This is a genomic window from Agrobacterium salinitolerans (assembly GCF_027498475.1).
Taxonomy (GTDB): domain Bacteria; phylum Pseudomonadota; class Alphaproteobacteria; order Rhizobiales; family Rhizobiaceae; genus Agrobacterium; species Agrobacterium salinitolerans.
This window is the reverse complement of record NZ_JAPZLN010000001.1, coordinates 438,325-464,130: the sequence shown is the minus strand read 5'-3', so window position 1 is coordinate 464,130 and position 25,806 is coordinate 438,325. Positions and strand designations below refer to the sequence as shown.

Here is a 25,806-nt window from a genome sequence, read left to right as displayed (position 1 = left end):
CCATGAACGAACATTCTGCACGACCTGCCAATGAGGGCAGAGAAAACGGCGAGCAGTCCTCTTCGGAGGAGGGCAGTAGTCACTTACGTCAGGACTACAATGCCAAACCGAAATCGACCATCTGGTCACGCATCGCACGGTTGCTGAAACCATCTCAGGGCGAGCGCCTGCGCGAGGATTTGACCGACGCGCTGATGGACGACACCGAAATCGGTGCGGCCTTTTCGCCCGAAGAACGGGCTATGCTCAACAATATCCTGCGTTTCCGCGAGGTTCGGGTCGAAGACATCATGATCCCTCGCGTGGATATTGATGGCCTCAATGAGAATATGACGATCGGCGAGGCGCTGATCCTCTTCGAGGAAACCGGGCGTTCCCGTATGCCTGTCTATGACGAGACGCTGGATAACCCGAAGGGCATGATCCACATTCGCGATCTGCTGGCCTATGTCGCCAAGCAGGCCCGCAACAAACGCCGGGCCGGTTCGCGAAGCGTTGCTTTCGGTGAGGTGAAGGCGCCGCGTTCACCGCGGCCGAATTTCGACCTGGGACGTGTCGATCTGGAGCAGACGGTCGCCGATGCCGGACTGGTTCGCAAAATTCTTTTTGCGCCGCCCTCCATGCTGGCCTCCGACCTTTTGAAGACGATGCAGGCCCAGAGAACCCAGCTTGCGCTGGTGATCGATGAATATGGCGGCACCGACGGTCTCGTCAGCCACGAGGATATCGTCGAAATGGTCATAGGCGACATCGATGACGAGCACGACAAGGACGAGGCGATGTTTTCGCGTCTTTCCGCCGATGTGCTTGTCGCGGATGCACGTGCGGAACTCACCGAACTTGCCGAGGCGATCGGTCCGGCATTCGATGTTCGTGAACACCTGGAGGAAATAGATACGCTCGGCGGTCTCATCTTCTTCGCGCTCGGCCGTATTCCGGCCAAGGGCGAGGTGGTTCGGGCCGTGCCAGGTTTCGAGTTCCAGATACTCGATGCCGATAGCAGGCGCATCAAGGGCGTTCGTATCGTCCGGGATCACGGCTCCGAAGGTGAGGATGATCGCGCTCCGGGCGAAGCGGACGCCAATGAGGTGATTGCGCTGCCTGCGCCCGATGTTCGCCTCATCACGCATCAGCAGAATGCCGATTAAGAAAGGTCGACGGGGTTTTCCCCGTCGCGCCCTTTTTCGACATCTCTCAATCCGGCAGCTATGAAGGCCGTGTTCGGCGTCGAAAAGAACATATGGCGCTTCGGTCGCCATGCCTCCTGTGGACTGCGAATCTTTTTTCCTTTACGTCGGGTCTGAGGGAAAATTCCGCGGCGCGGCCTTGTCGGCTGCGGGCTTTTCCCGACGCGCATAAACGGAGATGGCATGGAGCGTCTTGCAGGCAGGGTAATGCTGGCCGGCGGCATGAGCCGCGCAGTTATGGCGATTGCTGCAGGTGCGGTCGGGGCGCTCGCTCTGCCTCCATTCGGCTTTTTCGCGGCGCTGTTTTTCTCTTTCACCCTACTTGTCTGGCTCGTGGACGGCTGCACCGGCAAACCTGGGGGCGGCCTCTTCAGCCGCGTCATGCCGGCCTTCGGCATCGGCTGGTGTTTCGGGCTCGGTTACTTCGTGGCGGGCCTATGGTGGCTCGGCAATGCTCTTCTGCTGGAGGCCGATGAATTCGCCTGGGCGCTGCCGCTCGCCATTCTTGGCCTCCCCGCTTTTCTGGCATTGTTTTACGGTTTTGCGGTTGCGGCAGCCAACCTCCTCTGGTCGGAGGGCCTCGGCCGTATCGCTGCACTTGCTGCCGCGTTCGGTTTTTCAGAATGGCTGCGCAGCTTCCTGGCCACCGGCTTTCCCTGGAACGCGATTGGCTACGGCATCATGCCCGTCCCGATCATGATGCAATCGGTGCATCTGCTTGGCCTTTTCAGCATAACGACGCTTGCGGTTTTCATCTTCGCCTCGCCCGCACTGATAGGCACGAAAAAAGGCATGTGGCCGGGTCTCGCTGTGGCGGGCCTGCTGCTGGCCGGCCATTTCGGGTATGGCTTTTACCGTCTCCAGACGCCGGCGGAGGTGCCCGCAGACGCACTGACCGTTCGGATTGTGCAGCCTTCCATCGATCAGTCACGCAAGATGCTGAACGCGGACAGGGCGGAGATTTTCGGCGAGCATCTGCGGCTCTCGGCTCTGCCGCCGGGCGAAGGGAAAACGCGCCCTGATATCATCGTCTGGCCGGAAACCTCCGTGCCGTTCATTCTGACGCAAAATCCGGATGCTTTGGCGGAAATCGCCAAAACGCTGGAGGATGGGCAGGTGCTGTTCACCGGCGCCGTCAGAATGGAAGATCAGGGTGCAGGCCGTCCGCCGCGTTATTACAATTCGGTCTATGCGATCGACAGCCAGGGCGAGATCATCGGCGCGACCGACAAGGTGCATCTGACCCCCTTTGGCGAATACGTTCCCTTTGAAGGTATCCTGCGGGAATTCGGCATCGACAATGTCATCGCTTTGCCGGGAGGCTTTTCCGCCGCTTCCTCGCGCACGCCGCTCACTCTTCCTTCGGGTAAGACCTTCTATCCTCTCATCTGTTACGAGATCATTTTCCCGGGTGAGATGACGCCGGGGCTAGCCGGCTCGGCCGCCATCCTGAATGTGACCAATGATGGCTGGTTCGGTGATACGCCTGGCCCCTATCAGCATTTTCTGCAGGCGAGAGTCCGGGCCGTTGAGACGGGCGTGCCGGTGATTCGCGGCGCCAATACCGGGATTTCAGCCGTCATAGACCCCTATGGCCGCATTATTGCGGGGCTCGATTACGGTCGGGTGGGAATTGTTGACGCCACTTTGAGTGGTGGGTCAAACGACGCATTTACTTACGACACACATCGGACGTATTTCTGGTTGATTTTTTCTATCTTGATGATCGTTGCGGTATTTCCCGCCTTGAGTTTCGCTCGGCGCTAGAATTGACCGGGAACCCCTGTAATTGCATAGTGAATACGTCAGTCGTAAAACAAGTTTAGACGCTGTCGAATTGCCGACTCATTTCTTCGAAATGTAATGAAGCGAGATATCAACCCTTTCCGAGTGTCAGGACCGCATGATGACCGAGAATAAGAAAAAGCCTAACCCGATCGACATTCATGTCGGAAGCCGAATTCGCCTTCGCAGAACCATGCTGGGCATGAGTCAGGAAAAGCTTGGCGAAAGCCTCGGAATTACCTTTCAGCAAATCCAGAAATATGAAAAAGGCACGAACCGCGTCGGCGCCAGCCGCCTCCAGAATATTTCCGGTATTCTCAATGTGCCCGTTTCCTTTTTCTTCGAGGATGCACCCGGCGATCAGGCCGGTGGCACGACCGGTATGGCAGAAGCCTCTAGCTCCAATTACGTGGTCGACTTTCTGTCCTCGGCTGAAGGTCTGCAGCTGAACCGCGCCTTCGTGAAGATCGCCGATCCGAAGGTTCGCCGCCGTCTCGTCGATCTCGTCAAGGCGCTCGCCGCTGAGGGTGACGCCGAGTAAGCGCAGCCCGCGCGACGCAGAAAATTTCCGGCACGGGATGCCGGGCACTCAACGGTCCGCAAGGACCGTTTTTTTGTGCGCGATTAGAAAGGAATTCTCACATAAAGATATATTTATGTGGTTGTGTCCTTGTTTTTCACGGCCGAAATGACTAACAAACTCCAAGACCGTTCTTTGAGGGGAATCCCGCATGCGTGCCAATTATCTGTTCACCAGCGAGTCCGTGGCTGAGGGTCATCCGGACAAGGTTTGTGATCGTATCTCCGATGAAATCGTGGATCTCATTTATCGTGAAGCGTCCAAGACGGGCGTTGACCCGTGGACCGTGCGCATCGCATGCGAAACGCTTGCGACCACCAACCGCGTCGTTATCGCCGGTGAGGTTCGCGTTCCCGACACGCTTCTGAAGAAGGACAAGGACGGCAAGGTTCTCAAGGACGCCGCTGGCCACCCGGTCATCAACCCTTCCAAGTTCAAGTCCGCCGCCCGCAAGGCGATCCGCGATATCGGCTATGAGCAGGATGGTTTCCACTGGAAGACCGCCAAGATCGACGTTCTCCTGCACCCGCAGTCTGCCGATATCGCGCAGGGCGTGGATAACGCCTCCGACAAGCAGGGCGACGAGGGCGCCGGTGACCAGGGCATCATGTTCGGTTACGCCTGCAAGGAAACGCCGGACCTGATGCCGGCGCCGATCTATTATTCCCACCGCATTTTGCAGCTGCTGGCTACCGCCCGTAAGAGCGGTGAGGGCGAAGCGGCAAAGCTCGGCCCCGACGCCAAGAGCCAGGTGACCGTTCGTTACGTCGACGGCAAGGCTTCGGAAGCCGTGTCCATCGTTCTGTCCACCCAACACCTCGATGCCAGCTGGGACTCGAAGAAGGTGCGTGAGGTCGTCGAACCCTATATTCGCGAAGCTCTGGGTGACCTGAAGATCGCTGACGATTGCCAGTGGTATATCAACCCGACGGGTAAGTTCGTCATCGGCGGTCCGGATGGCGATGCCGGCCTGACTGGCCGCAAGATCATTGTCGATACCTATGGCGGTGCTGCTCCCCATGGCGGCGGCGCATTCTCCGGCAAGGACACGACCAAGGTCGACCGTTCCGCCGCTTATGCCGCCCGCTATCTCGCCAAAAACGTCGTGGCTGCTGGTCTGGCGGAGCGCTGCACGATCCAGATTTCCTATGCGATCGGCGTCGCCCAGCCGCTGTCGATCTATGTCGATCTGCATGGCACCGGCAAGGTCAGCGAAGATCAGGTCGAAGCCGCGATCCGCAAGGTCATGGACCTGTCGCCGTCGGGCATTCGCCGTCATCTCGATCTTAACAAGCCGATCTACGCCAAGACCTCCTCCTATGGCCATTTCGGCCGGAAGGCCGGCCGCGATGGCTCCTTCTCCTGGGAGAAGCTGGATCTGGTGAAGCCGCTTAAGGAAGCTCTGAGCGCTTGAAGCATTTCCGGTAAAACTGCGTAGCGGTTTTACGTCCGGAGAAGGCGCGGCTCTTTCTAAGCTTGTCATTCGGCGGCGATTGAGAGATACCGACTGCACCTTTTGTAACCCGCACAGTGCCCAACGTGGTGCTGTGCGGGTTAAATCTATTTGTTGTTGAGAGTATGAGATGACGGAAGAACGGCGTTCGCGCGCGACGGAAGCGTTTTTTGGCAGACGCAAGGGTAAGCCCCTACGCAATCAGCAGGTCGATACAATCGAGAACCTGTTGCCTTTGCTGAAAATCGATCTGGAAAGCGCCCCGCCGCAAAATCTTGCCGCTCTTTTTCCCGCGGATGTGCGGCCGATCCGTCTGGAGATTGGTTTCGGCGGCGGCGAGCATCTCGCTCACCGCGCGGTTGAAAACCCGGAGACGGGTTTCATCGGCGTCGAGCCCTTCGTCAACTCCATGGCCAAGCTGCTCGCCGCCGTGCGCGAACGCGAGTTGATGAATATCCGCCTTTACGACGATGATGCAACGCAATTGCTGGACTGGCTGCCCGAGGGATCGATCGATCATATCGATCTGCTTTATCCCGATCCGTGGCCGAAGAAGAAGCACTGGAAGCGCCGTTTTGTCTCCGACGTCAATCTTGCCCGTTTCCATCGTGTGTTGAAGCCCGGCGGCAAGTTCTGCTTTGCTTCCGATATCGATACCTACGTCAACTGGACGCTGCAGCATTGCGCCCGCCACGGCGGCTTCGAATGGACGGCAACAAGTGCTGACGACTGGCGCACGCCCTATGCCAACTGGCCGGGCACGCGCTACGAGAACAAGGCGAAAAGAGAAGGCCGCAGCTCGGCCTATCTCACTTTCATCCGTCGCTAAAGCATTTCCAGTAAAATTGCGCAGCGGTTTTACGTCCGGAAAATGCGCTAACGAAAATATCCCTCAGAGAGCCGCATCCACTTCCGCTGCAAGCGGAATGGAAGGCTGCGCGCCGGCGCGCGTGCAGGCGAGCGAGCCTGCGACAGCGGCGCGCTTCAGCGCCTTTTCGAAATCCATCCCCTGATCGAGGCTGGCGGCAAGATAACCGCAGAAAGTATCGCCCGCACCGACCGTATCGACCGGCTCGATCTTGAGGCCGGAAGCCCGGAAAACCTTGCCGTTGCGCATGGCGATCACGCCGTCTGCGCCAAGCGTTACGATCAATGTCTGGCCGGTCCTGTCGTGCAGGGTTTTCAGTTCATTTTCCCGCTCAGAAGCGGAAAGGCCGTTCTTTCCGACCAGCAATTCGAACTCGGTTTCGTTGGCGATGACAATATCGGCAAGGCCCGCAAGGCGCGGTCCATCCGCGGTCAGTGGCGCAGTATTGATGACGGTGGTGACGCGCTTTGCCTTCGCAGCCGTCAGCGCCGCTTCGATAGCGGACGCGGGTATCTCAAACTGCAACATCAAGATATCACCCGCCGACATTTCAGCCAGGGCTTTCGCGGCGTCGGATGCGGAGACTTCACCATTGGCGGCGGGAATGACCGAGATCATGTTTTCCCCGCCTTCGCCGATAAGGATCACTGCCGTCCCCGTAGGGCCGGGCGTGGTCTTCACCAGTGAGAGATCAGTGCCGGCGTCGCGCAGCAAGGTCAGCGCCGGTGCGGCAAAGGTGTCATCGCCCGCAGCCCCCGCCATCTTCACCGTGGCGCCCGCACGTCGCGCGGCCAGCGCCTGATTGGCGCCCTTGCCACCGGCGGCAGTGGAAAAGGCCTCGCCCGTCACGGTTTCACCGGGCTTGGGCAGGCGTTTGGCGGTGGCGACGAGGTCCATGTTGATGGAACCGAAAACAGTAATCATGGGGCGCTGGGTCCGTATGAAATTTGAGCAAGGCGGCGACTTTGCCCGAGACGATCACTCGTCGTCAACTACCCGCAATTTCGCCGCACCGGCCCGGTTTTCCGCAAAGCGCCGGGCCTGCTCGATTTCTCCATGCGAAGCCTCTTTTTCCGTCGGCGAAAAATCGAGGCCTTCGATCTTCTGGCCCCGCGCCAGCACCTTGTCGGAGGAGATCAGCATCATGTCGACGTCTTTCTGGGCCAGCCCGAAATGGGCCTGCAGCTTGCGCGTCCTGTCGTCCAGCCGCCGCACATCGTCCATCAGAAGGGCGACTTCACCCTGAATGAGATGCGCCTGCTCACGCATGCGCTGATCCTTGAGCACGGACTGGATGACCTGCACCGACAGCATCAGCAGCGACGGCGAAACGATGACGACCCGGGCGCGATGGGCGCGCTGCACCAGATATTCGAAATGCTGGTGAATATCGGCGAAGATCGATTCGGAGGGCACGAAGATGAAGGCCGTATCCTGTGTCTCGCCGCGGATGAGGTATTTCTCGGCCACATCACGAATATGCACTTCCATATCGCGGCGGAACTGTTGAACGGCGGCGCGTTTGGTTTCGGGTGTCTCATCCGCCTTGATTGCATTCCATGCCTCCAGCGGAAACTTGGCGTCGATGACCAGTGCTGGCGCATTGTTCGGCATCTTGATGATGCAGTCGGGCCGATAACCGTTGGAAAGCGTCGGCTGGAGCTGGAACGCCCCGGCGGGAAGCGCATCGGCGATCAGCGTTTCCATGCGCGCCTGCCCGAAGGCCCCGCGTGTCTGCTTGTTGGAAAGAATGGCTTGAAGCCCGACAACGTCTTTTGCCAGATCCTGAATATTGCCCTGCGCGGCATCGATGACAGCCAGGCGCTCCTGAAGGCGGCTCAGATTTTCATGGGTCGAGCGGGTCTGCTCGGTGAGCGTTTCACCAAGGCGCTGCGACATGCCGTCGAGGCGCTGGTTCAGCGTCTGGCTCATCTCGGTCTGGCGCGTGCCAAGCGTTTCCGCCATGGCCGCGATCCGCCCGTGCAATTCGGACTGTGTTTTCAGGAGATCGGAGATTTCACCATCGGCTCCAGCCTTTTTCGACCGGTTTGCCGTCACAAGCCACGCCACGGCGAGGCCGAAAACCGCGGCAGCGAGAAGCGCGCCGAAGCTGATATCGACGGAGCCGGCCCGCAGCGCGGGTTGAAGGAGAACTGAAAAGTCTATGCTCATGGCCAAATCTAACAGATTTCCAATGATTCGTAAGATCAAAACAAGAACATTCCTGCGGCAGAAATGAGTCAGGCGGGGCACATGCCGGAGGCGGTTTGAACCTCGTGTTTTTTATTTCCTCCGCGCAAGAGATACGTTATGGGAAGCCATGACCATCAAACCGCTTATAATTTTGCCCGATCCCGTGTTGCGTCAGCAATCCAAGCCCATCGAACAGGTGGATGCTGAGGTGCTGCGCCTTGCCGACGATATGCTCGAAACCATGTATGATGCGCCGGGTATCGGCCTCGCCGCCATTCAGATCGGCGTGCCACGCCGCATGCTGGTGATCGACGTGGCACGCGAAGGTGAAGAAAAGGCTCCGGTCGTTTTCATCAATCCGGAAATCCTCAAAGTGTCGGACGATGTCTCGACCTATGAGGAAGGCTGCCTCTCCATCCCCGATTATTATGCCGAGGTGGAGCGCCCAGCGTCGCTCACCGTGCAATATGTCGGCCGTGACGGCAAGCAGCAGACGGTCGAGGCGGATGGTCTGCTCGCGACCTGCCTGCAGCATGAGATCGACCACCTGAACGGCGTTCTCTTCATCGACCATATTTCGCGGCTCAAACGCGACATGGTCATCAAGAAATTCACGAAAGCGGCCCGCGCAAAGATCTGATCCGGCCTCTTTGGGCTGGAGTGGACGACAGGGAAGGGGGCGACGATGTCTCTTCGCATCATTTTTATGGGCACGCCGGATTTTTCCGTTCCCACATTGCGTGCACTGGTGGATGCGGGCCACGAGATCGTTGCCGTCTACACCCAGCCGCCGCGTCCCGGCGGCCGCCGTGGTCTCGATTTGCAGAAGTCGCCGGTCCATCAGGCAGCCGAATTGCTGGGGCTGCCCGTGCTGACGCCCGTAAATTTCAAGGCCGAGGAAGACCGCCAGCAGTTCCGGGATTTCAACGCCGATGTAGCCGTCGTCGTCGCTTACGGTCTGCTTTTGCCCGAAGCGATCCTCTCCGGCACGCGTCTCGGCTGTTATAATGGTCACGCCTCCCTGCTGCCGCGCTGGCGCGGGGCTGCCCCCATCCAGAGAGCGATCATGGCCGGCGATGCCGAAACCGGTATGATGGTGATGAAAATGGAAAAGGGGCTCGATACCGGCCCCGTCGCGCTCACCGCAAAGGTCGCGATCGACGAGAATATGACGGCGGGCGAACTGCATGACAGCCTGATGCTGGCGGGTGCGCGGTTGATGCGGCAGGCGATGGACAAGCTGGAGGCAGGCGACCTGCCCCTCGTCACGCAGGCGGAAGAGGGCGTGCTCTACGCCGCGAAGATCGACAAGGGCGAGACCCGTATCGATTTTTCAAGGCCCGCACAGGATGTCCATAACCACATTCGCGGGCTTTCGCCGTTTCCCGGCGCATGGCTGGAGATGAATATCGGCGGCAAACCCGAACGCATGAAGGTTCTGGCCTCCGAACTGGCAAGCGGAATGGGAGAAGCGGGCGCAGCGCTCGACGATGCTCTGACCATTGCCTGCGGTAGCGGCGCCGTGCGGCTCACCCGTTTGCAGAAGGCGGGTGGCAAGCCGATGTCGGCGGCCGATTTCGTGCGTGGCACACCGGTTCCGACCGCAACGAGGCTCGGCTGATGCCACGTTTCCGCATGACCGTCGAATATGACGGCACGCCTTATTACGGCTGGCAGAGACAGGATAACGGCCCCTCGGTTCAGGGCGCGCTGGAGGCTGCGGTTCGCTCGTTGACGGGAGAGAGCGTCTCCATTCGCGGTGCCGGCCGCACCGATTCCGGCGTGCATGCCGTTGGACAGGTCGCCCATATCGATCTTTCCCGCGATTGGGAACCCTACAAGCTCCGCAATGCCTTGAACGCGCATCTCGCCATGGCCGGGGAGGCCGTGGCCGTGCTCGATGCTGCAGCCGTGACCGAAGATTTCGACGCCCGTTTTTCAGCGCTGCGCCGCCATTATCTCTATCGCATCATCTGTCGCAAATCCCGGCTGGCGCTGGAGCACAAGCGGGCATGGTGGGTATCGAAGGATATGGACCACGAGCGCATGCATGAAGCCGCACAGATGCTGGTCGGCCGGCATGATTTCACGACCTTCCGCTCCGTGCATTGTCAGGCGAACAGCCCCGTGCGCACGCTCGACCGGCTGGACGTGACCCGCAACGGCGACCTCATCGAAATCCGCGCGACCGCGCAAAGCTTCCTGCATAATCAGATACGCTCCTTCGCCGGCACGCTGAAGATGGCAGGTGAAGGCACTATGACGCCTGATGATGTGCGTGCAGCGCTGGAGGCACGAGATCGCAAGGCCTGCGGTCCCGTTGCGCCGCCGGACGGTCTTTATTTCATGCAGGTCGATTATCCCGATGTCATTCCGCCGCGCCGCCGCCCCGAAGTCGAAGTGACGGAAGACGCGGACTGACCTGAAGCCTCACTGCCTCTCAGGCCGGATAGACGCCGAGAAAACGCTGCAATGCTTCCGACAGCAACATGGCGGGCACCAACAGCGTCATGACGACGGCCGAGACGAGCAGCGACTGGTCGCGGATGAAGAACCGCACGATCCGCGAAAAGGCAAAGACCAGCGACAGAAGCAGTGCCAGCCAGAGAATGGCGATCAACCCCTGCAGCGGCGGCAGGAAGAATGCGATCAGGATGAGAACCGCATAGGCATAAGAAAAGGGCAGCGACAGCCAGTTCACGGTGGTGACGAGCGGTGCGAATTTTTCCCGGGCGCCAAAGGCATAGAGCAACATGCCGATCAACAGCAGCGGCACGATCCAGCAGATGGCTTCGACCATCGCCAGACGGAAAAAGAAGATGAAGCCCGTTCCCGTTCCGGGCGGATAGCTGGCGAGATAGGCGGCGCGCAGCCACAGCCAGGAAACCAGCATGGCCGGCAGGCACCACAGCGCCGAATAGAAGGATCGCCACATGCCGCGCTCGGAGAGATCGAGATACCGCGCGCCATTATGATCGCCGAGCAGCAGAAGCCACAGGCCTGTCAGATAGAGCCTTATTTCACTTGCCGTCGGCATGGGCGAACCAGCGTTCGATAAAGGTCTCGTAAATGCGTGTCAGCATCTCGAGATCGGCAACGGCCACGCGCTCGTCGACCATATGCATGGTCTGCCCGACGAGGCCAAATTCCACGACAGGGCAATAATCCTTGATGAAGCGCGCATCCGAGGTGCCGCCCGTGGTCGAAAGCTTGGGCTCCTTGCCGGTTACGGCTTCAACCGCGCCTGACAGTGACGAGATGAGCGCATTGTTGCGGGTCAGGAAGACGTGGCTCGGACGGTCCGCCCAGACGATCTCATATTTGACCGGAGCCCGGTCGGGGCGAAGCTCGCCTTCGGCTGCGGCGGCATTGAGGCGGCGGATGATTTCCGCCCGCAGGCTCTCTGCTGTCCAGCTATCGTTGAAACGAATGTTGAAGGCCGCCGTCGCCCGCGCCGGGATCACATTGGTGGCGGCATTGCCGGTATCGACGGTCGTCACTTCCAGATTGGAAGGCTGGAAATCATCCGTGCCGTGATCGAAGGCCGGATGCATCAACGCATGGGTAAGCTGCAAAAGACCGCGAATGGGGTTGTCGGCGAGATGCGGATAAGCGGCGTGGCCCTGAACGCCATGGACCGTGATTCGGCCCGAGAGCGAACCCCGGCGGCCGATCTTGATCATGTCGCCCAGCTGGTCGGGATTGGTCGGCTCGCCCACGACACAGGCGTCCCATGTCTCGCCTCTGGCGGCTGCCCATTCCAGCAGCTTGGAAGTGCCGTTGATCGACGGGCCTTCCTCATCGCCTGTAATCAGGAAAGAAACGGACCCCTGCGGCTTGCCGTGTTTTTCGATATGGCGGGCAATGGCCGCCACGAAACAGGCGATGCCGCCTTTCATGTCCACCGCACCGCGACCGTACATTTCCCCACCGGCGATGTCTGCCGAAAAGGGCGGATGGCTCCATGCGGCCTCATCACCCACGGGAACGACATCCGTATGGCCCGCAAACATCAGATGCGGACCTTCGGTGCCGAGCCGTGCATAGAGGTTTTCCACGTCAGGAGTGCCGGCCTCCGTCGCCATCACACGCTCCACCGCAAAGCCGAGCGGCGAAAGCAGGGTGTCGAGCAGGGAAAGCGCGCCGCCTTCCGCAGGCGTTACCGAAGGGCAACGGATGAGGGCGGCGAGATTGGCAACGGGATCGGTCGTGGTCATGGTATCAGCTTATATCAGTCGCGCAGAAGCTCGTTGATGCCGGTCTTGGAGCGGGTCTTTTCATCGACGCGCTTGACGATCACGGCGCAATAGAGGCTTGGGCCCGGTTCGCCGTTCGGGAAAGGCTTGCCCGGCATGGTGCCGGCAACGACGACGGAATAGGGCGGAACTTCGCCATAGGTGATCTCGCCGGTGGCGCGATCGACGATCTTGGTCGACTTGCCGATGAACACGCCCATGCCGAGAACCGCACCTTCGCGCACGATGCAGCCTTCGACGACTTCCGAACGGGCGCCGATGAAGCAATTGTCCTCGATGATCGTCGGGCCCGCCTGCAAGGGCTCCAGAACGCCGCCAATACCGACGCCGCCCGAAAGATGCACATTCTTGCCAATCTGCGCGCAGGAGCCGACCGTCGCCCAGGTATCGACCATCGTACCTTCATCGACATAGGCGCCGAGATTGACGAAGGACGGCATCAGCACGACGTTCTTGGCAACGTAAGCCGAGCGGCGCACGACGGCGTTCGGCACGGCGCGGAAACCGGCGGCGCGGAACTGGTTTTCACCCCAGTTTTCGAACTTCGACGGCACTTTGTCCCACCAGGTGGATTCGCCCGGTCCGCCGGTCACGATTTCCATGTCGTTCAGGCGGAAGGACAGAAGCACGGCCTTTTTCAGCCACTGGTTCACCTTCCAGTTTCCGTCAGCCTGCTTTTCGGCCACGCGCGCCTTGCCGCTGTCGAGAAGTTGAAGAGATGTGTCCACGGCGTCGCGAACCTCGCCCTTTGTCGATACGTTCACACCATCGCGGTTGTCGAATGAGGTTTCGATGATGGTTTCGAGGGAGGTTAGATCCGTAAGGCTCATGGAAAATTCCTTGAATGTCGCGTGGTGTTCGTGGTCACGGATGGTCCCGCGCCGCTGGAAGGCTTTGGTCATTTGATCTAAGGGAGTGTTGGAAAGGCGTCAATGTGATTTGGGTGATTTGGCGCGTCAGACGAAAGGCATGGAAATGACACGACTGAAAAACGGCAAATTGCGGCGCAAGGACGGGGTATGGGACCCGTTGAAGCGCAGCTCTGCGGACAAGCAGCAGGCCGAGGTCATTCCCAGGACGCCACAGTCGGATTCCCCGTCCTACCGGCTTGCCTATGCGGACATGGATTTTCTCTGCCGCGAGGAACTGCGTCCCGTCAGGCTTCAGCTGGAACTTCTGAAGACAGAAATGGCGCTGGCCGAGCGGGGCATCAAATCCACCGTCGTCATGTTCGGCGGCGCCCGTATTCCTGAACCCGGCGGCGAGGCCTGGGCGGCGCGCAACGAGACGCAGAAGCGCAATCTGGAGCAATCCTCAGTTTATTACGACGAGGCGCGCAAATTTGCCCGTCTCTGCACCGATTATGCCGCGAAATCAGATCACCTCGAATATGTCGTGGTCACCGGCGGCGGTCCCGGTGTCATGGAAGCGGGCAATCGCGGCGCTGCCGATGCCGGCGGCCCGTCTATCGGCCTCAACATCGTCCTGCCACACGAGCAGGCGCCGAACCCCTATGTAACACCGGAGCTGAGCTTCAACTTCCACTATTTCGCCATTCGCAAGATGCATTTCCTGATGCGGGCGAAAGCGGTGGTGATCTTTCCCGGCGGTTTCGGCACGCTTGATGAACTCTTCGAAACGTTGACGCTTATCCAGACGAAGCGCATGGAGCCCATTCCGCTCGTCCTGTTCGGTGAGAAGTTCTGGCGATCGGTAATCAATTTCAAATTCCTGGCGGATTTCGGCACCATTGCACCGGATGATATGAATTTGCTGCATTTCGCCGAAACGGCCGAAGATGCATGGAAAGTCATCTCGGCCCACTACGAACACTGATTATGCTTGGCGCGGCGAAGTAATTTTAGGGTTTAATTAGCAATCTTCTTCTAATTTCACCTCGTCGCGCTGCAGCGCACTGTCCCCTGCGGACGGGCCTCCATGACGGAGATTTATCATCCGTTGACGTCAGCCTTCTTCGGGCGGGCGATTTGATCGAGGCCAAAATGTTCAATTTCCAAGTGAAGTCGCTTGCGACGAAGCTGATCCTCGTAACCGGCTGCGCCATCACCACGGTTCTCGTTGCATCGAATTCCTTTCTCATTTCCCAGACGAGTGAGCGCGTGCACGCGCTGACCATGGATCAGGCCAATACCGAAGCGCGCGCCATCGCCAATGTGATCGCCGCCGATGTGGGCGAACTCGGCAGCGCCGCACGCTCCATGGCCGGCGTCATCGGCCGCGCGCATCAGGCGAAATCGATGGACCGGCCCGGCATCGTCAACATCCTCAAGGCCAATGTCGAGCAGAATACTTTTGCTTTCGGAAGCTGGTTTTGCGAGCAGCTCGGCCTTTTTGATGGACAGAGCACGGAGATTGCGGGCAGGCTCGATCTTGGCACCAATGAAAACGGCGCGTTTGCCCCCTATTGGTCGAAGACCCAGAAGGGCGACATCCAGTTTTCGACCTTCAAGAACGATTATGCGGCGGAATGGTATGCGCTCGCCGCCAAATCCGGCAAGGGCGCCATTACCCAGCCTTATCTCGCCGAAGGCACGGAAGTACCCACAACCATGACCTCGCTTGCCTATCCGGTCATGTCGGACGGCAAGATGATTGGTGTGGCGGGTGTCGATATCTCGCTGGCCTCGCTGTCGCAGAAGCTGCAGGCGCTGCATCCTTTCGAAACCGGCCGCGTAACGCTCGTTTCGCAGGGCGGCCAGTGGCTGGTGCCGCCGACGCCCGAGCAGAACATGAAGGCTTACGACGGAGACGGTGCGAGCACCGTGCAGGCGGCGATTACCTCCGGCAAACAGGGCCTCATTGAAAATCTCGGCCTCGATACGGACGCGCCCTATAACCGTCTCGTCTATCCCTTCGCCGTTCCGGGTCTCAACGCGACCTGGGTGGTGCTGGTGGATATTCCCCATCAGGCCCTGAACGCACCGGTTCAGGAACAGACCTACATGATGATCATCGGCGCGATCGTCATTCTCGCTGCCGTCATCACTGCGCTTTATTTCGCCGTGCGCCATTTCGTCCGCAATCCGCTTGCCTCGCTGGTTTCCGACGTCAGGACGCTGAGCGACGGTCGCTACGATGTACCGGTTTCCGGACAGGAGCGCCGGGATGAGACGGGTGCGGTGGCTACTGCACTTGAAGGTTTCCGCGCGAAGCTTGCCGGTATCCGCGAGATGGAGGCCGAAGCCGAGGCCCAGCGTGGTCACGCGGAAACGGCGCGCCAGCGCTCGGAATCCGAGCGTACTGAAAACAGCCGCATGCAGCAGCACATTGTCGGCGTGCTGGGTGCTGGCCTCAATGCGCTTTCGCAGGGCAATCTCACCTACCGTATCGAAGACGAGTTCCCCGGCGAATATGCGAAGCTGCGCGAGGACTTCAACTCGGCGCTCGCCAGCCTCGAGGAAACCGTTTCCACGGTCAACGCAACCGTCGTCAGCATCGGCAACGGCACCGGCGAGATCACCCGCGCAGCCAGCGATCTTTCGCACCGCACGGAACAGCAGGCCGCAAGCCTGGAAGAAACCGCCGCCGCCCTCAATGAGCTGACCGCGCAGGTGAATTCCAGCGCGGAAAACGCCGCAGAGGCGGCCGGAGCCGTCAGCCATGCCTGCGACGATGCGGGCAAATCGGGTGAAGTCGTGCAGCAGGCCGTGAACTCCATGGAAGGCATCGCGCAATCCTCTGCCGAAATCTCCCGCATCATCGGCGTTATCGACGAGATCGCCTTCCAGACCAACCTTCTGGCGCTGAATGCGGGTGTGGAAGCCGCGCGCGCCGGTGATGCCGGCAAGGGCTTTGCCGTCGTAGCACAGGAGGTGCGCGAACTGGCGCAGCGGTCCGCCACCGCGGCCAAGGAGATCAAGGGCCTCATCAACACCTCGGCCACCCAGGTGGACGAGGGCGTCCAACTGGTCGGCAAGGCCGGTGCGACGATGAAAAAGATCGCCGATCAGGTTCTGCAGATCAACCAGTTGATACGGCAGATTTCCGCCTCCGCCAGCGAGCAGGCGGTAGGCCTTAAAGAGATCAATTCCGCTGTCACGCAGATGGATCAGGTTACCCAGCAGAATGCGGCGATGGTGGAAGAAACCACGGCGGCCAGCGTGACGCTGAACAGCGAAGCCGAAACGCTGAAGTCGCTCGTGGCCGGTTTCTCCGTTTCCGGCGGCCATTCCAGCCAGCAACTGCGCGCCACGGCGGCGGCAATGCGCGCACCCGCCGCTCCGGCAAGGGCGCAGGCTGCGGCTCCTCGCGCCCGTCCGAGAACCAGCGGTGCAAACGCGCTGGCGCAGGATGACTGGACGGAGTTCTGACAGGCCTTCCTGACTTCAAATAAAAAGGGCCGCTGGGGATACCAGCGGCCCTCAGACTGCTGACAAACCCCTGGCGTGAGCTGGGGGTTTATGATTCATTGGGACATGTTGAAGAAACCTGCTCCTGAACAGACCGCTCTCGAGATGGTGACGCTCGATAGCCTGGTCCCGAAAGATCACCTGCTTCGCAAGATCGACGCGGTGATCGACTTCTCATTTATCCATGATCGTGTTGCCGGTCTTTACTGTGCCGACAACGGCCGTCCGCCGCTCGATCCCACACGCATGTTCAAGGCGCTGTTCATCGGCTACCTGTTCGGTGTTCGCTCGGAGCGGCAGTTGATGCGCGAGATCGAGGTGAACGTCGCCTATCGCTGGTTTCTGCGCCTGAAGCTGACCGATCCTGTCTTCGATGCCTCGACGCTGTCGCAGAACCGCCGCCGTCGCTTCAACGGGACGGAGGTTGCCCAGGATATCTTCGATGCCATCGTGGAGCAGGCGATCCGGCATGGTCTGGTGGATGGGACCGTGCTCTATACGGATTCGACCCATCTGAAGGCCAATGCCAACAAGGGCAAATACGATCTGGCCATGCTCCAGAAGTCGCGGGCCGATTATTGGGCCGATCTCGACCGGGCAATCGAGGCGGAGCGCGCAGCCCATGGGCAGAAGCCGTTGAGGGAGAAACAGCGCGAGCCGGAGGTGAAGGAGACGAAGGTCAGCCGTACCGATCCCGATAGCGGTTATATGGTGCGCGACGGCAAGCCCAAGGGCTTCTTCTATCTCGATCACCGCACTGTTGACGGCCGCCATGCGATCATCACCGATACGCATGTAACGCCGGCCAATGTGCATGACAGTATCGTCTACCTGGAGCGGCTCGACCGGCAGCGCCAACGCTTCGACTTTCATGTCGGGGCGGTCGGGCTGGACGCAGGCTATGCCACGGCAGGCATTGCCAAGGGTCTGGAGGACAGAGATATCCTCGGCGTGACCGGCTATCGCAACCCGACCCCGCCCAAAGACGGGATGATGCGCAAGTCGAAGTTCGTCTACGAACCAGAGACCGATGGCTACCACTGCCCTGAAGGACAACTGTTGACCTATGCGACGACCGACCGCAGCGGTTACAGGCACTATCGCTCAGACCCCTCCATCTGCCGTGACTGCCCGCTTCTTGCCTCCTGCACGTCCAATGCCGGCTCGATACGAACCATCACCCGGCATGTCTGGCAAGATGCACGCGAACGCACGGATGTTCATCGAAAGACGGCGTGGGGCAAGGCGATCTACAAGCGGCGCAAGGAAACGGTGGAGCGCTCCTTCGCCGATGCCAAGCAGCTCCACGGGCACCGCTATGCCCGCTTCCGCGGCTTGATCAAGGTTAGATGGCAGTGCCTGCTCGCCGCGAGCGCCCAGAACATCAAGAAAATAGCGATGGCGCTCACGAAAGCACCCAAACCCGCCTGGGGATGAGGAAACGAGGCTCATCTTATCTCCCGTTCACCCGCAAAAGACGACAACAAAACGTCATCATCCCGAAAAAGAAAAAACCCGCCGAAAATATCGACGGGTTTGTCAGCGGTCTGAGGGCCGCTGGGGATACCAGCGGCCCTTTTTGGTGTTCGTATTCCGTCACAGACGGGCGAAACGTTCCGTCAGTAATTCGAAGAAGCCGTCGGCGTCCACCTTGCGCATCACACGGGCGTTGGCGGGCCGTTCGGTAACATTCCACCAGTCCACCACTGTCATGCCCATGGTCAGCTCGGAATGGACCTCGATTTCGACATTGCATTCGCGACCTTCGAACAACTCGGGCTTGATGAGATAGGCAATGACGCTCGGGTCATGCAGCGGACCGCCATCCGAACCGTACTTCTCAATATCGAAACGTTCGAAGAATTCCAGCATTTCAGCCATGGCGATGGCCGGCCGCGTGCCAATGTCGCGAATGCGGCTGACCCGAGCCTTGGTCGTCAGCAACTGATGGGTGACGTCGAGCGGCATCATGACGATCGGCATGCCGGAGCGGAAGACGATATCGGCGGCCTGCGGGTCGACATAGATGTTGAATTCCGCCGCCGGTGTGATGTTGCCGCCCTCGAAGAAGCCGCCGCCCATCATCACCAGCTCCTTGACGCGATCGGCGATTTCCGGCGCCTTGAGGAGAGCCAGCGCCACGTTGGTCAGCGCGCCAAGCGTGCAGAGCGTCACCGTGCCGGCCGGTTCGCGCATCAGCGTTTCGATGATGAAATCGACCGCATGCTGCTTTTGCGCTTCCATGGTCGGCTCATCGAGAACCGGGCCGTTGAGGCCGGTGCTGCCGTGAACATGCTCGGCGGTGATGGGCTTGCGCACCAGCGGCTTCTCCGCGCCCTCATAGACGGGAATATCGGTGCGGCCGCACAATTCGCAGATGATGCGGATGTTGCGGCTGGTCAGTTTCAGCGGAACGTTGCCGGCAACGGCGCACAGCCCGAGAATGTCGATTTCGTCAGGGCTTCCAAAAGCGAGCATGATTGCCGCCGCGTCGTCCTGGCCCGGATCGGTGTCGATGATGATTTTTCTGCGTTCTGCCATGTCTTGCCCGCCGTTGAGATGAGCGCTTTTTTCGAGCGGCGGGTGCTCACTTGTCAAGCCTCATTCCCCGGTATCCCCTTTGCTCGTCGCCGCGTCTTGCGTATTGCGGTTGTGCTTCCCATATTGCAGGGGCCGGTGCGATTGACCGGCAAGGCTGCCGGAAGCGGGGCCGCGAAACGTCGCTTGGTTGCAAGGACAAAAGAGACATGAGCCGCATGACGCCATTCACCCACCCGCTTTTGCTGGGTTTTGATGCCATGGAAAAAACGCTGGAGCGCATGGCTAAGGCCAATGACGGCTATCCTCCCTATAACATAGAGCGTCTGCCCGGCAACGATGACGTGCCCGAGCGCCTGAGGATTACCATCGCGGTTGCCGGTTTTTCGCAGGACGATCTGGATGTCACGACGGCCGATAACCAGCTTGTCATCCGCGGCCGCCAGCAGGAACAGGAGAAGCGCGATTTTCTCTATCGCGGAATCGCGGCGCGCCAGTTCCAGCGGGTATTCGTGCTTGCCGACGGCATGCAGGTCAGGGAGGCGCGCCTGCGCAACGGCCTTCTTTCCATCGATCTGGTCCGGCCGGAAATTTCAAACGTGGTGAAGAAAATTAATATTTCCGTCTCAGAGTAGACCATGAACGCCGGAATCCGACACGAATCGCTCGGCGTGAAGAAGGAGGCTGAAATATGCTGTTGAAAGAAGCGCATGCGCGTCTCACCCAATCCCAGCTCGCCCATATCGGCGAAGGAGAAGTGGGATATATCCGCAAGATTCGCGCGGAAGACGTCAGCCGCTGTTTCCCGGAAGCGCCCGATCTCGATCCGCAGTTGGACCTTTGGGCGCTGTTCGGTGCAGATGGTACGCCGATCCTCCTGACGGACAACCGGTCCAGTACGTTTTTCAAGGCTGCCGAAGACGATCTCCAGACCGTCAGCCTGCATTGAAGAAAAAAGCCCGCTTTTGAGCGGGCTTCAGACCGCTGACAAACCCGTCGATATTTTCGGCGGGTTTTTTCTTTTTCGGGATGATGACGTTTTGTTGTCGTCTTTTGCGGGTGAACGGGAGATAAGATGAGCCTCGTTTCCTCATCCCCAGGCGGGTTTGGGTGCTTTCGTGAGCGCCATCGCTATTTTCTTGATGTTCTGGGCGCTCGCGGCGAGCAGGCACTGCCATCTAACCTTGATCAAGCCGCGGAAGCGGGCATAGCGGTGCCCGTGGAGCTGCTTGGCATCGGCGAAGGAGCGCTCCACCGTTTCCTTGCGCCGCTTGTAGATCGCCTTGCCCCACGCCGTCTTTCGATGAACATCCGTGCGTTCGCGTGCATCTTGCCAGACATGCCGGGTGATGGTTCGTATCGAGCCGGCATTGGACGTGCAGGAGGCAAGAAGCGGGCAGTCACGGCAGATGGAGGGGTCTGAGCGATAGTGCCTGTAACCGCTGCGGTCGGTCGTCGCATAGGTCAACAGTTGTCCTTCAGGGCAGTGGTAGCCATCGGTCTCTGGTTCGTAGACGAACTTCGACTTGCGCATCATCCCGTCTTTGGGCGGGGTCGGGTTGCGATAGCCGGTCACGCCGAGGATATCTCTGTCCTCCAGACCCTTGGCAATGCCTGCCGTGGCATAGCCTGCGTCCAGCCCGACCGCCCCGACATGAAAGTCGAAGCGTTGGCGCTGCCGGTCGAGCCGCTCCAGGTAGACGATACTGTCATGCACATTGGCCGGCGTTACATGCGTATCGGTGATGATCGCATGGCGGCCGTCAACAGTGCGGTGATCGAGATAGAAGAAGCCCTTGGGCTTGCCGTCGCGCACCATATAACCGCTATCGGGATCGGTACGGCTGACCTTCGTCTCCTTCACCTCCGGCTCGCGCTGTTTCTCCCTCAACGGCTTCTGCCCATGGGATATGCGCTCCGCCTCGATCGCTCGATCCAGATCGGCCCAATAATCGGCCCGCGACTTCTGGAGCATGGCCAGATCGTATTTGCCCTTGTTGGCATTGGCCTTCAGATGGGTCGAATCCGTATAGAGCACGGTCCCATCCACCAGACCATGCCGGATCGCCTGCTCCACGATGGCATCGAAGATATCCTGGGCAACCTCCGTCCCGTTGAAGCGACGGCGGCGGTTCTGCGACAGCGTCGAGGCATCGAAGACAGGATCGGTCAGCTTCAGGCGCAGAAACCAGCGATAGGCGACGTTCACCTCGATCTCGCGCATCAACTGCCGCTCCGAGCGAACACCGAACAGGTAGCCGATGAACAGCGCCTTGAACATGCGTGTGGGATCGAGCGGCGGACGGCCGTTGTCGGCACAGTAAAGACCGGCAACACGATCATGGATAAATGAGAAGTCGATCACCGCGTCGATCTTGCGAAGCAGGTGATCTTTCGGGACCAGACTATCGAGCGTCACCATCTCGAGAGCGGTCTGTTCAGGAGCAGGTTTCTTCAACATGTCCCAATGAATCATAAACCCCCAGCTCACGCCAGGGGTTTGTCAGCAGTCTGAAGCCCGCTTTTGAGCGGGCTTTTCTTTCGCGGGTTAAAGGAACGGGCGGTCCGGCATGTCGTCGATGGAGATGACGCCGTCCTTGTTCTTGTCCAGCCGTTCAAACATCTTTTCGCCGGCGGCGGTGAATTCGGCCTTGCTGACCTGACCGTTCTCGTCGGTATCGGCCCAGCGGATCAGCGCGAAACCTGCGCCCTTGCCGCCATGCTTGCCCCATCCCTGATGGCCGAAACGGCCGCCATGTTCGCGCTCGGCATGTCTTTCGGCGCGCTTGCCCTCGGGGCCCTTGCCGTCTTCGGCTTTGGCCTCCTCACGCTCGGGACGGGGATTGGCGGCGCGGAAAGCTTCCATTTTCGCCTGGCGATACTCACGCATTTCCTTCGGCGTGATCGAGCCGTCCTTGTCCTTGTCGATCTCGGTGAAGAGCGCGTCCTGACGGGCGGCGAATTCTTCCTTGGAAATCTTGCCGTCCTTGTTGGCATCCGCAACCTTTAGGAGGTGAACGAAGGCGGCCTCCTGGCGGATTGGCATGCGATCCTTATGGCCTTTGCCGGGTGCGGCGAAACTTGCCGTTGCGGCCGTGCTGAGCACAAGGGCTGCGCCAAGAGCAGACAGGGCGATTTTTCGTGTGGTCATCGTCATTACCTTTCTTTGGTGTCCCTGAAGAGAAGATAGTGACGTCCAGCAAGCCCCACCACTTAAACATCGGTAAGGTGTATGAAGCTTCGGTAATGTTTGCTGCTCAGCCTGCGATGGTTTTCGTCAGGAAGCCGGTCAGATCGTCGGTGATGTAGTCGATATGCGCATCCGTGACGGCCGGGATTTCCCAGCGTTCCATGACGACGCCCTCGAGATTGGCGGGGACGAGCAGCACGGTCTTCATGCCAAGCGCCTTGGGCGCCGCGAGATTGCGGGGTAAATCCTCGAACATGGCGGCTTTTTGCGTGTCGAGCTTCGCAAGCGCCGCGAACTTCTCATAGGTCGCGCTGGCCGGTTTCGGCAGATAGGCGGCGGCGACGATATCGAAAATATCCTCGAAATGATCGAGAATGCCAAGCGCACCGGCGGCGGCCTGCGCATGTTTGACGCTGCCGTTGGTAAGGATGAATTTGCGGCCCGGCAGAGCTTTGATCGCCTCGCCAAGTTCCGGATGCGGTTTCAGCGCCGAATAGTCGATGGCATGGGCACGTTCCAGAAACTCGTCCGGGCTGATGCCGTAATGGATCATCAGGCCCTGAAGCGTCGTGCCGTGGTCGTGATAATAGCGCTTCTGCAGCGCCCGCGCCTCGTCGGGATCGAGCTTCAGAAGCTCCGCCACATAGGCCGTCATGTTACGGTCGATCTGCGAAAACAGATTGATGTGATGCGGATAGAGCGTGTTGTCGAGATCGAAGACCCATTCGCTCACATGGGCGAAATCGGCGGCTTCGGGCAGGTTTTTCGGCTTTGTGTCCATGGGCTGCTTTATGCCTGTTTCGAAGGCCGAAGAAAATCGAAAAGACGACGATTGATCAGAAAATCGGGCTTGGCTGCGGGCTCTCGCGCATGATACCGCCAAGACCATGGAACTCTGGATTGGCATCACTTTCGCAAGCGCGTTCCTGCAGAACCTGCGCTCGACCCTGCAAAAGCACCTCAAAGGCATGATGGGCACCACGGGCGCGACCTTCGTGCGCTTCGTGTTCGGCATGCCTTTCGCTCTCGCTTATCTTGCTTTCCTGCATTTCGGGCTCGGTCGCCCTCTGCCGGTGCCGAACATGTCCTTTGCCGTGTGGGCGACGGTCGGCGCCATGGCGCAGATTGCCGCCACCTTCCTGCTGGTGCACCTGTTCTCCTTCCGTAATTTCGCGGTTGGAACGGCCTATTCCCGCACAGAACCGGCGCAGGCGGCACTGTTCGCGCTTATTTTCATCGGGGAAAGCGTCAATGGCGGCACATTGGCGGCCATCGCCATCTCGGTCGCCGGCGTCATGCTGATTTCGGTGGCGCGCACGGAAGTCACGCCCGCTTCCTTCTTCACCTCGATCTTCAGCCGGACAGCGGGTATCGGTCTTGCCTCGGGCGCTTTCTTCGGCCTGTCATCAGTCGCTTACCGGTCGGCGTCGCTCGCGCTTGCGCCGAGCCTTCCCACTCCGGATGCGATGATGCAGGCGGGCTTTACTCTGGTTGTCGTCATCGTCATGCAGACGGTGTCGATGTTCCTGTGGATCGTCTGGCGCGAGCGGGAAGAGTTGCGGCGCATCGCCAAGGTGTGGAAACCGTCGCTTGCGGTCGGTTTCGTGGGCGCAACGGCCTCGTTCGGCTGGTTCACGGCGATGACCCTGCAGCAGGCCGCCGTGGTGAAGGCATTGGCGCAGGTGGAGATGCTCTTCGCCTTCGCCTCGACCGTGCTTTTCTTCAAGGAGAAGATCAACCGGCTCGAACTGTCCGGCTGCCTGCTGATTGTCGTGGGCGTGCTGTCGCTTTTGGCATTCGGCTGAATGTCAGTTGTGGCGGACAGGCTTGCCGTCCGCCACCTGAAGCACATCAGGGCACGATGAGCGTGCCGGCGCCTTCCGTGAAGATTTCCAGAAGGACGGAGTGGGGCGTCTTGCCGTTGAGGATCACAACGCCTTGAACACCGGCCTTGATGGCGTCGATGCAGGTCTCGACCTTCGGGATCATACCGCCGGAAATCGTGCCGTCCTTGATGAGCGCACTCGCCTGCGAGACGGTGAGTTCCTTGATGAGTTCCTTGTTCTTGTCGAGAACGCCGGGAACGTCGGTGAGAAACAGCAGACGCGAGGCGTGAAGCGCACCCGCAATCGCGCCGGCAAAGGTATCGGCATTGATATTGTAGGTGGCGCCATCGCGGCCGGGCGCGACCGGGGCGATCACCGGGATCATTTCCGACTTGGCGAGCAGGTCGAGCAGGGTGCGGTCGACTTCGGTGACTTCGCCGACGAAGCCGAGATCGAGCACACGTTCGATATTGCTGTCAGGATCGATGACGGTCTTTTTCGCCTTTTCGGCAAAGACCATGTTGCCATCCTTGCCGCACAGGCCGATCGCCCATTCGCCCGTCTGGTTGATGAGGGCGACGATTTCCTTGTTGATCGAGCCGGCCAAGACCATTTCGACGATCTCGACCGTCTTGGCGTCGGTGACGCGCAGACCGCCCTCGAATTTCGATTCGATGCCCATCTTGGTCAGCATCGCGCCGATCTGCGGGCCGCCGCCATGCACAACGATGGGGTTAATGCCCGATTGCTTCAAAAGGGCGATGTCTTCCGCGAAAGCCTTGCCGAGCGTGGAATCCCCCATTGCGTGACCGCCATATTTCACCACGATGGTCTTGTTCTCGTATTTCTGCATGAAAGGCAGAGCCTGTGCGAGCAGCCGCGCCTGAGTTTCGCTTTCGGAAGACGTCATCTAAAAACCTCGGTCTGTGGTTGCGGCCGTTGAAAGCCTGCCACCGCTCTAAAGCAAGTCTTTGACGGATGAAATAACCTCCTGGCCTTATTGTGTCGGCAACGGTCAAATTTCTTTTTTTTGGCTGTCCCGGTCCCGTAATGAGATTGACATAAAGGTCCAATGGGACCAGCCTTACACCGAAAAGGGGAGGGGTTAATTCAGGGTGACAGGTGATGTCGCGCGCCGCGGGAGCGATGCTGACCTGAACGACCGAGGAGCGAGAAACCACATGACGGCACCCGATCGAGACAAGCAAAGCGGCTTGCAGGATGAAGTGCTTGCGGGCGAATATGTGCTGGGTGCGCTGCCGCCGGAAAGCATGGCGGAGCTTGCCAAGCGCGTCAAACGCGACCGCCAGTTTGCGGCCATGGTCAGGCGCTGGCGGGACAATCTGGCGGAAACCGAATATCGCGAAAACGCAACCGTCGCCGTGCTGCTGGAACGGGACCCGAGCCGCTCCGGCCTGCCGTTCAGGGGCCAGCCGCTACGGGGCGGCAGCATGTTCGCAGCCATATTTTCGGAGGTCTGGCATTCCGTGCGCTTCTGGCGCCTTCTGGCGTTGACGGCGATGCTCTGGACCGCCGTTCTGCTTTTCACCATCGCCTGAG

At 59.7% G+C, this 25,806-nt stretch carries 25 protein-coding genes; 15 read left to right on the top strand and 10 right to left on the bottom strand.

What is annotated here, in order from left to right; genetic code table 11:
- Window positions 1-2: 2 nt before the first annotated feature.
- From O9X91_RS02170 to trmB, 5 genes are all read left to right on the top strand, one after another.
- On the top strand, window positions 3-1,148 hold the full coding sequence (locus O9X91_RS02170) for a hemolysin family protein (protein ID WP_269833573.1): 1,146 nt from the start codon (window positions 3-5) through the stop codon (window positions 1,146-1,148).
- Window positions 1,149-1,370: 222 nt separating this feature from the next.
- Complete coding sequence (lnt, locus tag O9X91_RS02165) at window positions 1,371-2,954, top strand: apolipoprotein N-acyltransferase (protein WP_142914213.1); 1,584 nt, start codon at window positions 1,371-1,373, stop codon at window positions 2,952-2,954.
- A gap of 139 nt (window positions 2,955-3,093) precedes the next feature.
- Window positions 3,094-3,513 carry a helix-turn-helix domain-containing protein gene (locus O9X91_RS02160; protein WP_077984475.1) on the top strand — a complete coding sequence of 140 codons (420 nt, stop codon included), beginning with the start codon at window positions 3,094-3,096 and terminating at the stop codon, window positions 3,511-3,513.
- A gap of 190 nt (window positions 3,514-3,703) precedes the next feature.
- Window positions 3,704-4,966 (top strand): methionine adenosyltransferase, encoded by a 1,263-nt coding sequence (gene metK / locus O9X91_RS02155; protein WP_077984429.1) that lies wholly within the window; start codon window positions 3,704-3,706, stop codon window positions 4,964-4,966.
- Between the two features lie 169 nt (window positions 4,967-5,135).
- Window positions 5,136-5,834: a tRNA (guanosine(46)-N7)-methyltransferase TrmB gene (trmB, locus tag O9X91_RS02150; protein WP_269826125.1), complete on the top strand. Its 699-nt coding sequence runs from the start codon at window positions 5,136-5,138 to the stop codon at window positions 5,832-5,834.
- A gap of 63 nt (window positions 5,835-5,897) precedes the next feature.
- Here trmB and O9X91_RS02145 read toward each other — a convergent pair whose 3' ends face one another.
- Window positions 5,898-6,797, bottom strand: a complete 900-nt coding sequence (locus O9X91_RS02145) for a ribokinase (protein WP_077984430.1) — start codon at window positions 6,795-6,797, stop codon at window positions 5,898-5,900.
- Between the two features lie 54 nt (window positions 6,798-6,851).
- The gene (locus O9X91_RS02140) at window positions 6,852-8,045 is read right to left on the bottom strand and encodes a DNA recombination protein RmuC (RefSeq protein ID WP_162520626.1); all 1,194 of its coding nucleotides are present in this window, start codon (window positions 8,043-8,045) and stop codon (window positions 6,852-6,854) included.
- Window positions 8,046-8,193: 148 nt separating this feature from the next.
- Here O9X91_RS02140 and def point away from each other — a divergent pair, with 148 nt between their 5' ends.
- From def to truA, 3 genes are read left to right on the top strand one after another with little or no spacing between them, the layout of a single operon-like run.
- Entirely contained in the window at window positions 8,194-8,706 is a 513-nt protein-coding gene (gene def, locus O9X91_RS02135) for a peptide deformylase (RefSeq protein WP_077984432.1), read from the top strand.
- A 45-nt stretch (window positions 8,707-8,751) separates the two neighbouring features.
- Window positions 8,752-9,687 (top strand): methionyl-tRNA formyltransferase, encoded by a 936-nt coding sequence (gene fmt, locus O9X91_RS02130; RefSeq protein WP_269833572.1) that lies wholly within the window; start codon window positions 8,752-8,754, stop codon window positions 9,685-9,687.
- Window positions 9,687-10,487, top strand: coding sequence for a tRNA pseudouridine(38-40) synthase TruA (truA, locus tag O9X91_RS02125; protein WP_077984434.1), 801 nt, complete (start codon window positions 9,687-9,689; stop codon window positions 10,485-10,487). Before fmt ends, truA begins: the two co-directional genes overlap by 1 nt.
- Window positions 10,488-10,506: 19 nt before the next feature.
- Here the strand turns inward: truA and O9X91_RS02120 are convergent, their stop codons facing one another.
- Genes O9X91_RS02120 through dapD form a run of 3 tightly spaced genes read right to left on the bottom strand, consistent with a single transcriptional unit; the run spans window position 10,507 to window position 13,152 of the window.
- A complete protein-coding gene (locus tag O9X91_RS02120) occupies window positions 10,507-11,103 on the bottom strand; it encodes a hypothetical protein (protein WP_142914218.1) in 597 nt (198 codons plus the stop codon).
- Window positions 11,087-12,283 (bottom strand): succinyl-diaminopimelate desuccinylase, encoded by a 1,197-nt coding sequence (gene dapE / locus O9X91_RS02115; protein WP_142914219.1) that lies wholly within the window; start codon window positions 12,281-12,283, stop codon window positions 11,087-11,089. The genes O9X91_RS02120 and dapE overlap by 17 nt, the downstream gene beginning before the upstream one ends.
- Window positions 12,284-12,297: 14 nt before the next feature.
- Complete coding sequence (gene dapD, locus O9X91_RS02110; RefSeq protein ID WP_142914220.1) at window positions 12,298-13,152, bottom strand: 2,3,4,5-tetrahydropyridine-2,6-dicarboxylate N-succinyltransferase; 855 nt, start codon at window positions 13,150-13,152, stop codon at window positions 12,298-12,300.
- Window positions 13,153-13,297: 145 nt separating this feature from the next.
- Here dapD and O9X91_RS02105 point away from each other — a divergent pair, with 145 nt between their 5' ends.
- The 3 genes from O9X91_RS02105 to O9X91_RS02095 all read left to right on the top strand — a co-directional run bounded on the left by O9X91_RS02105 (window position 13,298) and on the right by O9X91_RS02095 (window position 18,129).
- Window positions 13,298-14,158 (top strand): LOG family protein, encoded by an 861-nt coding sequence (locus O9X91_RS02105; RefSeq protein ID WP_137409698.1) that lies wholly within the window; start codon window positions 13,298-13,300, stop codon window positions 14,156-14,158.
- Between the two features lie 167 nt (window positions 14,159-14,325).
- Window positions 14,326-16,653: a methyl-accepting chemotaxis protein gene (locus O9X91_RS02100; protein ID WP_077984476.1), complete on the top strand. Its 2,328-nt coding sequence runs from the start codon at window positions 14,326-14,328 to the stop codon at window positions 16,651-16,653.
- Window positions 16,654-16,758: 105 nt separating this feature from the next.
- Complete coding sequence (locus O9X91_RS02095) at window positions 16,759-18,129, top strand: IS1182 family transposase (RefSeq protein WP_269834277.1); 1,371 nt, start codon at window positions 16,759-16,761, stop codon at window positions 18,127-18,129.
- 159 nt (window positions 18,130-18,288) lie between these two features.
- Here O9X91_RS02095 and O9X91_RS02090 read toward each other — a convergent pair whose 3' ends face one another.
- Window positions 18,289-19,233 (bottom strand): nucleoside hydrolase, encoded by a 945-nt coding sequence (locus O9X91_RS02090; protein ID WP_077984438.1) that lies wholly within the window; start codon window positions 19,231-19,233, stop codon window positions 18,289-18,291.
- A gap of 206 nt (window positions 19,234-19,439) precedes the next feature.
- On the opposite strand from O9X91_RS02090, the gene O9X91_RS02085 reads away from it, so the two are divergent.
- Both O9X91_RS02085 and O9X91_RS02080 read left to right on the top strand, forming a co-directional pair.
- Window positions 19,440-19,865 carry an Hsp20 family protein gene (locus O9X91_RS02085; RefSeq protein WP_137409699.1) on the top strand — a complete coding sequence of 142 codons (426 nt, stop codon included), beginning with the start codon at window positions 19,440-19,442 and terminating at the stop codon, window positions 19,863-19,865.
- 56 nt (window positions 19,866-19,921) lie between these two features.
- Window positions 19,922-20,179 carry a BQ00720 family protein gene (locus O9X91_RS02080; RefSeq protein WP_003520040.1) on the top strand — a complete coding sequence of 86 codons (258 nt, stop codon included), beginning with the start codon at window positions 19,922-19,924 and terminating at the stop codon, window positions 20,177-20,179.
- Between the two features lie 141 nt (window positions 20,180-20,320).
- On the opposite strand, the gene O9X91_RS02075 is transcribed toward O9X91_RS02080, so the two are convergent.
- The 3 genes from O9X91_RS02075 to O9X91_RS02065 all read right to left on the bottom strand — a co-directional run bounded on the left by O9X91_RS02075 (window position 20,321) and on the right by O9X91_RS02065 (window position 23,201).
- On the bottom strand, window positions 20,321-21,691 hold the full coding sequence (locus O9X91_RS02075) for an IS1182 family transposase (RefSeq protein ID WP_269834264.1): 1,371 nt from the start codon (window positions 21,689-21,691) through the stop codon (window positions 20,321-20,323).
- Between the two features lie 87 nt (window positions 21,692-21,778).
- Window positions 21,779-22,387, bottom strand: a complete 609-nt coding sequence (locus tag O9X91_RS02070) for an EF-hand domain-containing protein (RefSeq protein ID WP_142912646.1) — start codon at window positions 22,385-22,387, stop codon at window positions 21,779-21,781.
- Between the two features lie 100 nt (window positions 22,388-22,487).
- Window positions 22,488-23,201, bottom strand: a complete 714-nt coding sequence (locus O9X91_RS02065; protein ID WP_142912647.1) for a pyrimidine 5'-nucleotidase — start codon at window positions 23,199-23,201, stop codon at window positions 22,488-22,490.
- Window positions 23,202-23,307: 106 nt separating this feature from the next.
- On the opposite strand from O9X91_RS02065, the gene O9X91_RS02060 reads away from it, so the two are divergent.
- Entirely contained in the window at window positions 23,308-24,225 is a 918-nt protein-coding gene (locus tag O9X91_RS02060) for a DMT family transporter (protein ID WP_137409701.1), read from the top strand.
- 46 nt (window positions 24,226-24,271) lie between these two features.
- On the opposite strand, the gene argB is transcribed toward O9X91_RS02060, so the two are convergent.
- The gene (gene argB / locus O9X91_RS02055; protein WP_142912648.1) at window positions 24,272-25,156 is read right to left on the bottom strand and encodes an acetylglutamate kinase; all 885 of its coding nucleotides are present in this window, start codon (window positions 25,154-25,156) and stop codon (window positions 24,272-24,274) included.
- A 271-nt stretch (window positions 25,157-25,427) separates the two neighbouring features.
- Between argB and O9X91_RS02050 the strand changes: the two genes are divergently transcribed.
- On the top strand, window positions 25,428-25,805 hold the full coding sequence (locus O9X91_RS02050) for a hypothetical protein (RefSeq protein WP_137409702.1): 378 nt from the start codon (window positions 25,428-25,430) through the stop codon (window positions 25,803-25,805).
- Window position 25,806 lies beyond the last annotated feature (1 nt).